At 61.3% G+C, this 14,498-nt stretch carries 2 protein-coding genes (1 of these 2 running past the window's edge); both read left to right on the forward strand.

Features of this window, described 5'->3' with window-relative positions; genetic code table 11:
- On the forward strand, positions 1-9,663 hold the full coding sequence (locus ACYASS_RS12905; protein WP_463586415.1) for an amino acid adenylation domain-containing protein: 9,663 nt from the start codon (positions 1-3) through the stop codon (positions 9,661-9,663).
- Positions 9,663-14,498, forward strand: the 5' end (the start) of a protein-coding gene (locus ACYASS_RS12910; protein WP_463586416.1) for a non-ribosomal peptide synthase/polyketide synthase. It continues 12,924 nt past the right edge of the window; only the first 4,836 of its 17,760 coding nucleotides appear in the window; its start codon is at positions 9,663-9,665; its stop codon lies off the right edge, out of view. Before ACYASS_RS12905 ends, ACYASS_RS12910 begins: the two co-directional genes overlap by 1 nt.

Genomic DNA, 14,498 nt, shown 5'->3' on the forward strand with positions numbered 1-14,498 from the left:
ATGAATGCACAAGACGCCTTGAAACTAGCCCGCCGTTTTATCGAGTTGCCCCTGCAAAAGCGGCGGCTGTTTCTCGAGGGGCTGCAGCGTGAAGGCGTCGATTTTTCGCTGTTTCCCATTCCTCAGGGCGTGTCTGCCGAGCAAGAGCGAGTCCTGTCTTTTGCCCAACAGCGCATGTGGTTTCTCTGGCAGCTTGACCCGCAAAGCAGCGCCTACAACCTGCCCAGTGCGGTGCGTCTGACCGGTGCGCTGAACAAAACAGCGCTGGAGCAGGCGTTTGGCAGCCTTATAGAGCGTCACGAAACCCTGCGCACCGCCTTCGCTGAAAAGGACGACGGCGTACAGCTGATTTCGGCCACTACGCCATTTCAGGTAATCCACAAGGATTGGCGTCACCTGAAACCCCAAGAGCAGGAATCTCGAGTCGCTGAAGAAGCTGAACGGCAGTCCCGCGAGCCATTTGATCTGGCTAACGGTCCGCTGTTGCGTGTCACGCTGATCCAGCTTGAAAAGCACCATGTGCTGTTGCTGACCCTGCATCACATTGTTTCCGACGGCTGGTCGATGAATGTGCTGATCGACGAGTTCGTGCGTTTTTATGACGCTCATGACCGTGGCGAAACCGCTCAGCTTGCGCCGCTGCCGGTTCAGTACAGCGACTACGCCCTGTGGCAGCAGCGCTGGCTGGAAGCCGGGGAGCAGGATCGCCAGTTGGGTTACTGGCTCAAGCAACTGGGGGACGAGCATCCGCCTTTGGAGCTGGCCACCGATCACCCACGTCCGGCGCGGCCGGATCATCGTGGCGTGCGGCATGACTTTGTGATCGACGAAGCACTGGCAGGTGAGCTGCGTGAGCTGGCCCGTCAGCAGAACGTCACGCTGTTCATGTTGCTCCTCGGCGCGTTCAACGTGCTGTTGCACCGTTACAGCGATCAGACCGATCTGCGTGTCGGCGTACCGGTCGCCAATCGCAATCGCAGTGACATCGAGGGTCTGATTGGTTTCTTCGTCAACACTCAGGTGTTGCGCACGCAACTGGACGGCCAGACGCGGGTTAGCGAGTTGCTGGCCTCCGTGAAGGAAGCCGCCCTTGGCGCGCAGTCGCACCAGGACCTGCCGTTCGAGCGTCTGGTGGATGCACTGAAACTGGAGCGCAGCCTGAGCCATAACCCGCTGTTTCAGGTGATGTACAACCATTTGCCGAATGTCGCTGATATCGAAGTGCTGAAAGTCGGCGATGGTCTGGAGCTGAGCCCGCTGGAGTGGCAAAACCGGACCACGCCATTTGATCTGACCCTGACCACTCATGAGCGCGGCGGCAAGCTGTTTGCCTCGTTGACCTACGCCAGCCAGCTGTTCGACGCGCACACCGTGCAGCGCATGGCCCGTCATTGGTTGAACCTGCTGCGCGCCATGGTTCGTGATCCGCAGGCTCGACTGGGCGATCTGCCCTTGCTTGACGACACAGAGCGTACGCAGCAACGCAGTGACTGGAACCAGACTGAGCAGGGTTTCCCGGTCAGCGACAGCGTTCTCTCGCTGATCAAGGCGCAAACCCTGCAAGCGCCGAAGGCGACGGCGCTGGTGTTCGCCGGTCAGCAGTTGAGCTACAGACAGCTCGATCACCGTGCCAATCACCTTGCTGCAAGGCTCATCGCTGAAGGCGTGGGCGCTGAAAGCCGGGTAGGCCTGGTCGCCGAGCGCTCCCTGGAGACTCTGGTCGCGTTGCTCGCCATCTGGAAAGCGGGCGCGGCCTATGTGCCATTCGATCCTGAGCTACCGCCGCGCCGTTTGGCCGACATGATCGCTGACAGCGGCGTGCGTTTGCTGTTGAGTCCGAAACATACCGTGTTGCCGGTCAGCGACGAGATAAAGGTACTGGCGCTTGAGGGCGTGACCCGCGACGAGAGCGATCAGGCACCCGCATTGATCATCGATCCACAGCAGCTCGCCTATGTCATCTACACCTCCGGCTCCACCGGTAAATCCAAAGGCGTCGCCGTCAGCCACGGCGCATTGCTCAATTATGTACAGGGCATCGTGCAGACGCTGCCAATCGAGCAGGCCCGCAGCATGGCCATCGTTTCCACGCTGGCGGCGGACCTTGGGCATACCGTGCTGTTTGCGGCGCTGTGCACCGGGCGTGAGTTGCATGTGATCGAAGCCGATGTGGCACTCGATCCGCAGCGTTTTGGCGATTACCTGAACCTGCATGCCATCGATGTGCTGAAGATCGTGCCGTCTCATCTTGAAGCGCTGCTCAGTGGTGAGGCACCGCAAAATGTGTTGCCGCAGACTTGTCTGGTACTGGGCGGCGAAGCCAGTTCGCCTGCGCTGATCGACAAAGTAAAAGCGCTGGGCAACTGCAGGATCGTCAACCACTACGGACCGACCGAAACCACCGTCGGCGTGCTGACCAAGGCTGTCGAAGGTTCTGGCTCGATTGCGCTGGGTCGCCCGTTGCCCAATGTCCAGGCCTACGTGCTGGACAGCGCCCTGCAGTTGAAACCACAGGGCAGTGACGGCGAGTTGTACATCGGCGGCGCTCAGTTGGCGCGGGGGTATCTCGGGCAGGCAGCGATGACCGCCGAGCGTTTCGTGCCAGACCCGTTCGGCGCACCAGGTGCTCGTCTGTATCGCACAGGAGATCGGGTTCGGCAGCAGGCCGATGGCAGCCTGATGTTTATCGGGCGTATCGATCATCAGGTGAAGATTCGCGGTTTCCGAATTGATCTGGGCGATGTACTTGCTGCGTTGCGCAGTCATCCGTTGATCAAGGACGCTGCCGTGCAGGTAGTCGGTGAGCAGAGCAGCCGACGCATTGCCGCTTGGCTGGTCTGGTCGGTGCCGGGTTCGCTGGAGGCGGTACAGGCGTATCTGGCCGAGCGCCTTGCGGATTACATGTTGCCCACGCAATTCATGACCCTGGAACGATTGCCGCTCACGGCCAACGGCAAGCTGGATGCACGCGCCTTGCCGATGCCTGAGCGCGCCAGCGAGGGGCAAGCGCATATCGCGCCGCACACCGACAGCCAGATTCGCCTTGCCGCTATTTGGGCTGAAGTGCTGAAGGTCGATCAAGTCGGACTGCAGGACAACTTCTTCAATCTGGGCGGCCATTCCTTGCTGGCGGTGCAGATCGTCTCCCGGGTGCGTCGCCAGTTCGGTGTCGACCTGCAACTGCGGGCGCTGTTCGACACTGAAAACCTTGAGCAACTCGCCGCCGTGGTTGACCAACTGGCGCCTCAGACTCAAACCCTGGCGTTGCTCCCGGCTGATCGCTCCCAGCCATTGCGCGCGTCGTTTGCCCAGCAGCGGCAATGGTTGTTCTGGACCATGCAGCCCAACAGCACGGCGTACCACACGCCGCTGGTGGTGAAGCTGAGCGGCGATCTGAACCTGCAAGCATTGCAACGCAGTTTCGATGCATTGCTGGCTCGCCATGAGTCGCTGCGCACCACTTTTATCGAGCAGAACGGCGTGCTCTATCAGCAGGTTCAGCCAACGGCTGCGGTGCAGTTTGATCGGCAAGCCCTGCCGGGGGCAGACCACGCCACTGTTGAACAAGCCATTCATGAGGAAACCCAGCGGCTGTTCGATCTGGCCAATGGGCCGTTGTTGCGGGTCAAGCTGATCACGATTGCCGAGCAGCAGGCGGTGCTGGTCATGACCCTGCACCACATCACCTCCGACGGTTGGTCAATGGGCCTGCTGGTCCACGAGTTTGTCGAGTATTACCAGGCGTTTACCGAGCAGCGCGAGCCCGCTTTGCCAGCCTTGCCGGTGCAGTACGCCGATTACGCGCAATGGCAACATGCCTGGCTGGAGCAGGGTCAACTGCAACGTCAGCTGGACTACTGGACGGCGCGTCTGGGCCATGACCACGAATTGCTGCAGCTACCGCTGGACCGTCCGCGTTCTGCGACGCGCAGCTATCGTGGTGGCCGGGTTGCATTGCGTTTGCCGAGCGTGCTGGAAAGTGGCGTGCGTGCAGTGGCTCAGCGCAACGGCGTGACGTTATTCCAGCTATTCCTTGGCGCTTTCGCATTGGTGTTGCAGCGTTACTCCGGTCAGTCAGACCTGCGCATCGGCGTGCCGGTGAACAACCGCAATGCCGAGGAGCTAGAGTCGGTTGTCGGTTTCTTCGTCAACACGCTGGTGATCCGTTTGCAGCCGGACGTGCAGGTTTCCGTGCAGCAGTGGCTGGATCAGGTCAAGGACAGCACGCTTTCAGCTCAGGCTCATCAGGACCTGCCCTTTGAGAAGCTGGTAGAGGCGCTCAATCCGGATCGGGCGCTGAACTACAACCCGCTGTTCCAGGTGATGTACAACCACCTGAGCACACTGGGCGGCACCGCAACCGGCGCAAGCATGCCCGGCCTGCGCGCTGAAGAAATGCCGCTGCCGGGTGCGGCCGCGCAGTTCGATCTTGCCCTGGAAACGCTGGAAACCCCGCAAGGCATTGATGTCGCGCTGGTGTTCGCCGCCGAATTGTTCGACGCCGCCACCATCGAAGGCTTGGCCGCTCACTGGCAGCGTGTGCTGCAAGCCATGATCGACAACGACCAGCGTGCGCTGGGTGATCTGCCGATGCTGGCCAGCCAGGACGTCGAGCGTGCAGTGCGCTGGAATGCCACCGATGTTCGCTATGCCGATGAAGTCTGCGTACAGCGCTTGATCGAAGCTCAGGTCCAGCGCACGCCTGACGCCGTAGCACTGGTGTTTGGCGCTGAGTCGCTGACGTATCGCCAGCTCAACCGCGCGGCCAACCGTCTTGCCCGACAACTTATTGAGCAGGGTGTTGGGCCGGACGTGCTGGTCGGCGTCGCGGCCCTGCGTTCCATCGAAATGGTTGTGGCGTTGCTGGCGGTGCTCAAAGCGGGTGGCGCTTATGTGCCGATTGATCCGGAGTACCCGCAAGAGCGTCAGACTTACATGATCGAGGACAGCGGCATCGAGTTGCTGCTGGTCCAGCCTGAATTTGCAGGTCAGTTGCCTGATTCCGTTAAAACTCTGGTCTTGCAGGCGCCATTGAACACTGACGAGGCCGCTGATGACAGCAATCCGGAGATCGATCTGGATGGCGAGAATCTGGCCTACGTTATCTACACCTCGGGTTCCACCGGCAAGCCGAAAGGCGCGGGCAACCGGCATAGCGCTTTGACCAATCGTCTGCAGTGGATGCAGCAGACCTACGGCCTGTCGGCACGGGACACAGTGCTACAAAAAACGCCGTTCAGTTTCGACGTGTCGGTGTGGGAGTTCTTCTGGCCGCTGATGACCGGCGCACAGCTGGTCGTGGCCCAACCGGGTGACCATCGCGATCCGGCGAAGCTTATGCGCCTGATCGAAGAACATGCCGTTACCACCCTGCATTTCGTGCCGTCGATGCTCCAGGTTTTCTTGCAGGCGCTGCCGCATCAACGCTGCGTCAGCCTGCGGCGGGTGATTTGCAGCGGTGAAGCGCTGCCGGTCGACGCGCAGAATCAGGTGTTTGCCCGATTGCCTCACGCCGCGCTCTACAACCTGTATGGGCCGACCGAAGCTGCCATCGACGTGACGCACTGGACCTGCCGTGACGAAGGGCTGGACAGCGTGCCGATCGGAGAGCCGATTGCCAACCTGCACACCTGGATTCTCGATCAGGCGCTGCAACCGGTATTACCGGGTGTGGCAGGCGAGCTGTATCTGGAGGGCGCGGGTCTGGCCCGTGGTTATCACCGTCGTCCGGCGCTGACCGCCGAGCGTTTTGTGGTCAGCCCGTTTGGTGATGGCGAGCGCCTGTATCGTACCGGCGACCTGGCGCGTTATCGCGTCGATGGCGTTATCGAATATCTGGGCCGTCTCGATCACCAGGTGAAGATTCGCGGCCAGCGTATCGAGCTGGGTGAAATCGAAGCGCGGCTGCTGGAGCAAGCGTTGGTCAAGGACGCGGCTGTCGTGGTGCACACCGATGATCAGGGCCAGCAACTGGTTGCTTATCTGGTACTGGAGGCCGGCGAAACCGACCTGACGCTGGTCAAGGCGCTGCTCAAGCAGGCGCTGCCAGGCTACATGGTGCCCAACCAGTTTGTACTGCTGGATCAGATGCCCCTCAGCCCGAACGGCAAGCTCGACCGCAAGGCTCTGCCTGCACCGCAAGTGTCCAGGGAGCAAGACTGGCAGGCGCCGCAAACCGATCTGCAGTGTCAGGTCGCGCAGATCTGGAGTGAAGTACTGCGTCTGGAGCAGGTAGGCCTCAACGATCACTTTTTCGAACTGGGCGGCCACTCGCTGCTTGCGACCCAGATGGTGGCTCGCACCGCCGAGGCGCTGGGCCTTGAGGTGCCGCTGGATATTCTATTCGAGCACAGCACGCTGGGCGGTTTCACTCAGGCACTGAGTGAGTTGAATGTGCGCCGTGTGCCTGCATTACAGCCGTTCACCCGTGGTGATTTGGCACCGCTTTCGTTTGCTCAGGAGCGTTTGTGGTTCCTCTGGCAACTGGAGCCGAGCAGCGCGGCCTATCACATTCCCATGTCTCTGCGTTTGCGAGGCCCGCTGGACCGGGCGGCACTGGAAAGCAGTCTCAACGCCGTGATCGCTCGTCACGAAAGCCTGCGTACCCGATTCGTTCAGGGCTCTATTCAGGAGAATGGCGAGCCGCGTCAGCAGATACTCCCTGAGTTGAAGCTCTCCATCGCAGTGCAGGACGCCGCTCCCGATACCGATATCCGGGCGTTCATTGCCGAACAGACACGCCAGCCGTTCAATCTTGAAAGCGATCCGTTGCTGCGTCTGGCGCTGTTGCGTCTGGCTGACGACGATCATGTGTTGACGCTGGTACAACATCACATCGTTTCCGATGCCTGGTCGCTGACGCTGTTGATCGAGGAATGGCTGCGGGGCTACGGCGCGCTGATCGCCGGGCAGAATCTGACCCTGCCAGCCTTGCCGGTGCAGTACGCCGACTACGCCCTGTGGCAGCGTCAGTGGTTCGCGGACGGTGAGCGCGAGCGCCAGCTTGCTTACTGGCAGGAACAATTGAGTGGCGGTGATTCGGTACTGGAGTTACCGCTTGACCGGCCGCGTCCGGCGATTCAGAGCTTCCGTGGCGGGCGGGTCGAAATGCGTCTGCCGCTCGAACTGAGCGAAGCCTTGCAGGCATTGGCCGGGCAGCACAACGCCACATTGTTCATGCTGCTGTTGGCGTCGTTCCAGATCCTGCTGCAGCGTTACAGCGGGCAGCGCGATATTCGTGTCGGTGTGCCGGTCGCCAACCGTCACCGGATCGAAACCGAGGAATTGATCGGCTTCTTCGTCAACACTCAGGTGCTGCGCGCCGAGGTGGACGGTCAGCAGGGTTTCGACACGTTGCTGCAACAGGTCCGCCGTACCTCACTGGACGCCCAGGCTTATCAGGACCTGCCCTTCGAGCAATTGGTAGAGGCCTTGCAGCCGGAACGCAGCCTCAGCCAGAACCCGTTGTTCCAGGTCATGTTCAACCACCAGAACCGGGTGGATGACAGCGTATTGCGCAATCTGGATCTGCCCGGCCTGACCCTGGAGAACCTCGGCGTCGAGAATGACAGCGCACAGTTCGACCTGTCGCTGGCCACCTTTGAAACCGAGGACGGCCTCAAGGCCACCCTGACTTACGCGTCCGATCTGTTCGACGCACAAACCGTTCAGCGCCTTGGCGATTACTGGCAGAACCTGTTGGCTGCCATTGTTGCCCAGCCGGGCCAGCGTATCGGCGAACTGTCGATGATGGGCGCGGCTGAGCAGCAGCAAGTGGTGCGCGACTGGAACCGGGTCGAGGAATGTCCGATTGATTTTGCCTGCGTGCATGAGGCATTCGAGCATCAGGTCAGCCTGACGCCGGACGCTGTGGCACTGGTCCATGATGATCGTCAACTGAGCTACAGCCAGCTCAATGCCAGGGCGAATCAGCTGGCTCATGCGTTGCGGGCGTTGGATGTCGGCCCGGAGAGCCTGGTGGGTATCGCCACCGAGCGCGGCATGGACATGGTCATTGGCGTGTTTGCGGTGCTCAAGGCTGGTGGCGCTTACGTGCCGCTGGACCCGCAATACCCGCAGGAAAGGCTGCACCAGATGATGCAGGACAGCGGTCTGCGGTTACTGCTGACCCAGACGTCTTTGCTCGACAGCCTGTCGATCCCCGAAGGCGTGGCCTGCCTGTGCCTGGACCATGCCGAGCAGTGGCAAGCACAGTCGACAGCCAATCTGCCGAACAAGCTGCACGGCCATCATCTGGCGTACGTGATGTTTACCTCGGGTTCCACGGGCCGCCCCAAAGGTGTGGGCATCGACCAGTCGGCGCTGAGCGGGCATACCCGGGTTTCCCGCGGGTTCTACAACCTGACGGCCGAGGACCGGGTGTTGCAGTTCTCGACGTTCAACTTCGACACATTCGTCGAGCAGCTTTTCCCGGCACTGACGTGCGGTGCGGTCGTGGTATTGCGTGGTCCTGACTTGTGGGACAGTGAAACTTTCCACCGTCATCTGATCGAGCAACGCATCAGCGTGGTGGGGCTGACGACCTCCTACTGGCACCTGCTGATCCGCGACTTTGCTGCCAAGGGCATCAGGGATTACGGCGCATTGCGGCAGATGAACACCGGTGGCGAAGCGATGCCGCCGGAGGGCATTCAGGCCTGGCGCGACGCGGGCCTGGAGCACGTGACCCTGCTCAATACCTATGGCCCGACCGAGGCGACAGTGACCGCCACCACGCTGGACTGCGAGGCCTATATTCGCGGCGAATACGACGTGCCGCTAATGATGCCGATTGGCAGGCCGCTGTCAGGCCGGAGTATTTATCTGCTCGACGAAAACGCTCAACCAGTCCCGATCGGGTCAGTCGGTGAGTTGTTCATCGGGGGCAGCCTGCTTGCACGCGGCTATTTCAATCGTCCTGACCTGACCGCCGAGCGCTTCATTCCCGATCCATTCGACGGGCAGGGCGGTCGTCTGTATCGCACCGGAGATCTGGCGCGCTATCGCCCCGACGGGGTGATCGAGTACGCCGGGCGTACTGACCACCAGGTAAAAATTCGCGGTTTCCGCATCGAGCTGGGGGAAATCGAAGCGCGCCTGCTGGAGCAGGACGAGGTCCGCGAAGCGCTGGTGCTGGCGGTCGATGGCGTTGGCGGTCAGCAGTTGGTGGCGTACGTGGTGGTGAAGGGCGAGCAAGAGGCTCAGGCGCTGCGCGACCGGCTCAAAGTGCAGCTCAAACGTAGCCTGCCCGATTACATGATCCCGGCGCACCTGATGCTGCTGGAGCGTCTGCCGCTGAGCCCGAGCGGCAAGCTGGACCGTAAAGCGCTGCCCGCTGCGGACTTCAGCCAACTGCAAAACACCTGGACCGCACCGCGTACCGAACTGGAGCAGCGCATCGCCGCGCTCTGGCAAGACGTGCTCAAGCTGGAGAGGGTCGGTCGCACCGATAACTTCTTCGAGCTGGGCGGCCACTCCTTACTGGTCGTGAGCACGGTCTCACGCATTCAACTCGAGCTTGGTATGAAAGCGACTGTACAACTGATGTTCCAATTCCCGGTTCTGGGGGATTTCGCTACGCAACTGGAAGCCCTCGGCGGGCCGCTTGAGGCCTCGACCCTTGATGGCCTCGAAGCCCTGCTCGACGAAATGGAGGAGGCGTGATGGATCAGGCCGCTGCTGCACGTATCGCCCGTCGTTTCATCCTGCTGCCGCTGGACAAGCGCAAGGCGTACCTGGAAAAAATGCTGGAGCAGCGGGTATCGCCCGCCAACCTGCCGATCCCTGAAGTGAGATCAGCGCTGGGTTCAGAACTGGATGTTCTGCCCTTGTCCTACGCTCAGGAACGGCAGTGGTTTCTCTGGCAACTGGAGCCGGACAGCAGCGCCTACCATATGCCCACGGCACTGCGTCTGCAGGGCGAACTGGATACCGGCGCGCTGGAGCAGGCGTTCAACGCGCTGGTCGCACGCCACGACACGCTGCGCACGACCTTTGCCCACGACGGCGAGCGTGCGCATCAGGTGATTCACGCTCAAGGCCAACTGACGCTGGCGGGGGAAACGCTGCCAGGCCATGCAGCGCATGAGCGCGATGCGCTGATTCAAGCGTTCGTTGAAGGGCAGACCCGGCTGACATTTGATTTGGCCAACGGTCCGTTGCTGCGCATCACGCTGTTGCAACTGGCGGCGGATGACCATGTGCTGGTGATGGTCCAGCACCACATCGTTTCCGATGGCTGGTCGATGCAGGTCATGGTCGATGAGCTGGTGCAGTTCTACGTCGGCTTCAGTCAGCAGCAACCGGTCGAGTTGCCTGCGCTGCCCATTCAGTACGCCGACTATGCAATCTGGCAACGGCACTGGATGGAGGCGGGCGGCAAGACGCAGCAACTGGCGTACTGGACCGAACAACTGGGCAACGAACAGCCGGTGCTGGAGCTGCCCACGGACCGCCCGCGTCAGGCCGCGCAAAGCCATCGCGGTGCCCGACTCGACCTGCCGCTTGACGCTGAATTGAGTCGTCAGCTCAAGGCCCTTGCCCAGGCGCAAGGCGTCACGCCGTTCATGTTGTTGCTCGCCTCGTTTCAGGTTCTGCTGCATCGCCACAGCGGGCAGCGAGACATTCGCGTCGGTGTGCCCACCGCCAACCGTAACCGGGTTGAAACCAACGGCTTGATCGGCTTCTTCGTCAATACGCAGGTGCTGCGTGCGGAACTCGATGCTACCCAGCGTTTCAGCGAACTGCTGCAACAGGTCAGGCAAACCGCACTGGGTGCGCAAGCGCATCAGGACCTGCCTTTCGAACAATTGGTGGAAGCGCTGCATCCCGAGCGCAGCCTGAGCCACAGCCCGCTGTTTCAGGTGATGTACAACCACCAGAGCGATGACCAGCATGCCCGTGGCCAGCGTGCTACCCGCTTGCCGGGCCTGATCATCGAAGGTCTGGTGTGGGACAGCCACAACGCTTCGTTTGACCTGACGCTGGACACGGTGGAAAGCGCCGAGGGCCTGTGGGCGTCGTTGACCTACGCCACCGACCTGTTCGACGCCGCCACCGTACAGCGCCTGAGCGAGCATTGGCTCAATCTGCTGCAAGGTATCGTCGCCGATCCGCAGCAGCACATTGGCGCGCTGCCGATGCTCGGCCAGCGTGAACTGGATCATCTGCTGCTGGAGCGCAACGGCCTCAACGACAAGCATGTCGCCGGACTGCTGGTGCATCAGCGCATCGAGCAGTTGGCTCAGCAAACGCCGGACGCCACCGCGCTGATTTTCGGCAAGCAGACGTTGAGCTTTGCCGAACTCAACCAACAGGCCAATTGCCTAGCGCATCGTCTGATCGAAGAGGGCGTCGGGCCTGACGTGATCGTCGGTATTGCGCTGGAGCGCGGCCTGGAGATTGTCGTCTCGCTGCTGGCCGTGCTCAAGGCCGGTGGCGCCTATGCGCCGCTGGACCCGGAATACCCGCAAGAGCGCCTGGCGTATCTGATGCGTGACAGCCGCATGGCGCTGTTGCTCAGTGATTCGCTGTTGCGTCAGCGCTTGCCGATTCCAGATGATCTTGCAGTGCTGGAAGTCGATCAGCTCGACAACCGTGCGCAACCTGTGACGAATCCGGCTGTAGCGCTGCATGCCGATCATCTCGCTTACGTCATCTACACCTCAGGTTCGACGGGCCTGCCCAAAGGCGTGGCCGTGGCTCACGGTCCGATGGCGATGCATTGCCGGGCCATCGGCGAGCGTTACGAGATGACGCCTGCCGATTGCGAACTGCATTTCATGTCGTTTGCGTTTGACGGCGCCCACGAGCGCTGGCTGACTGCGTTGACCCATGGCGGTCGTCTGTTGATCCGTGATGCAGAGCTGTGGACGCCGGAGCAGACGTATCAGGCGATGCATGAGCACGGGGTGACGGTCGCGGCGTTCCCGCCGGTGTACCTGCAACAACTGGCTGAACACGCCGAGCGTCATGGCAACCCGCCGCCGGTGCGGATTTATTGCTTTGGTGGCGATGCAGTGCCGCAGGCCAGTTTCGAACTGGCCAAGCGCGCCCTCAAGCCGCAGTACATCATCAACGGCTATGGCCCGACTGAAACCGTGGTCACGCCGCTGATCTGGAAGGCCGGCGCGGAAGATAATTGTGGCGCGTCCTACGCGCCGATTGGCAGCCGGATCGGCGAGCGCAGCGCGTATGTGCTGGACGCCGATCTGAACCTGTTGCCGCTGGGTGTGGCGGGTGAGTTGTATCTGGGTGGCTTGGGACTGGCTCGCGGCTACCTGAACCGTCCGGGCATGACCGCCGAGCGTTTTGTCGCTGACCCGTTCAGTGACCGGGGCGGGCGGCTGTATCGCACCGGCGATCTGGTCAGCCAGCGCGCCGATGGGACGTTCGATTATCTGGGCCGTCTTGACCGTCAGGTGAAGGTGCGTGGTTTCCGTATCGAACTGGGCGAAGTCGAGGCGCGGCTGTTGGCGCTGGATGGTGTGCGTGATGCCGTGGCGGTCGCTCAGCAAGGGCTGAGCGGTCAGCAGTTGGTGGGCTACATCGTTCCTGATGCGCTGGATATTCTGAGCGACCCTCAAGCGCAGCTCGATCTGCGCGAACGTCTCAAAGTGCAGCTCAAAGCAGAGCTGCCCGACTACATGGTGCCCGCGCACCTGTTGTTCCTTGAACGCATGCCTTTGACACCCAATGGCAAGCTGGACCGCAAGGCCCTGCCGCTGCCAGATACCAGCCAGCTGCAGCAGCACTATGTCGCCCCGCGTGATGCACTGGAGCGAGATATAGCGGCGATCTGGCAGGACGTACTCAAGCTTGAACAGGTGGGTGTCACTGACAACTTCTTCGAGTTGGGTGGCGACTCGATCATCTCGATTCAAGTGGTCAGCCGCGCGCGTCTGGCTGATATCGCGTTTACGCCGAAAGATCTGTTTCTCCACCAGACCGTTCAGGCGCTGGCGGTGGTCGCCCGACGTGGCGCGCCAGCGCAGCAGATTGATCAAGGGCCGGTGATCGGCGAAACGCCGCTGCTGCCGGTTCAGCAGTGGTTCTTCGCCCAATCGATCCCGCAGCAGCATCACTGGAATCAGTCGGTGGTACTGCAACCTCGTCAGCCATTGAATGCGCGAGTGTTGCGTACAGCGTTGCTGGCGCTGATCAATCATCATGACGCGCTGCGTTTGCGCTTCCCCGAAACCATATCGAACCAGGCTGTGTTTGCCGAACCGCTGGCGGACGCTGCTGACAGCGCCTTGAGCCTGTTGTGGCAGGTCACTCTTAACGGTGCCTTCGAGCTTGAACCCTTGTTCGAGGAGGCTCAACGCAGCCTTGATCTGCAAAATGGCCCTTTGCTGCGGGCTGTGCTGGCTGATCTGCCGGATGGCAGTCAACGTCTGCTGCTGGTGGTGCATCACCTTGTGGTGGACGGCGTGTCGTGGCGGATTCTGTTCGACGACCTGCAACTGGCCTATCAACAGTTGCTGGCCGAAAAACCATTGGCCCTGCCTGCGAAAACATCGTCGTACAAAGCATGGGGCGAGCAGCTGCAGCGCTGGACCCAGAGTGATGAGCTGGCGGTCGAGCTGGCAGGCTGGCAAACGCGCCTGTCCGGTATCAACGGTGACATTCCCTGCGAGCGTCCGAATGCCGCGCTGCACAAACGACTGGCCGAGACTGTTCATACCCGGCTGGATGCCAACGCCACGCGGCAGTTGTTGCAGCAGGCACCGACGGCTTATCGTACTCAGGTCAACGACTTGCTGTTGACCGCACTGGCCCGTGTGATCGCGCGCTGGAGCGGCCGCGATGAAGTGCTGGTGCAACTGGAAGGCCATGGTCGCGAGGAGCTGTTCGAACAGATCGACCTGACCCGCACCGTGGGCTGGTTTACCAGCCTCTATTCGGTCTGCCTGAAAGCCCACGGCGAAACCGGCACAGCAATTAAACACATCAAGGAGCAACTGCGGGCGATCTCCAACAAAGGCCTGGGGTTTGGCGCGCTGCGTTATTTGGGCGACACCGCAACCCAGGCAGCCATGGCCGCTTTGCCAACGCCGCGGATCACTTTCAATTACCTCGGTCAGTTCGACGGCAGTTTTGATGACGAGCAGGCCTTGCTGGTCCCGGCCAAAGAAACGGCTGGCGCCGAGCAAAGCGCGGATGCGCCGCTGGGCAACTGGCTGAGCATCAACGGTCAGGTGTTCGGTGGTGAACTCAAGCTGGGCTGGACCTTCAGCCGGGAGATGTTCGACCGCGCTACCGTGCAGCATTTGGCAGATGAACTCGGCCGCGAACTGCAGGACCTGATCGCCCATTGCGTAAGCAATCAGAGCGGTGGTTTCACGCCGTCAGACTTCCCGCTGGCTACTATCGATCAGGCCCAACTGGACGCCTTGCCGTTGCTGGCCTCTGAGGTTCAAGACCTTTATCCGCTGGCACCCATGCAGCAGGGCATGCTGTTTCACAGCCTTTACGAACAAACGCAGCAGGGTGCGTAC

This window comes from Pseudomonas sp. HP_14 (assembly GCF_055283875.1).

What these genes read in the sequence shown, in the direction of transcription:
- ACYASS_RS12905 (WP_463586415.1), top strand. Translation starts at nt 1, where the DNA reads ATGAATGCACAAGACGCCTTGAAACTAGCCCGCCGTTTTATCGAGTTG.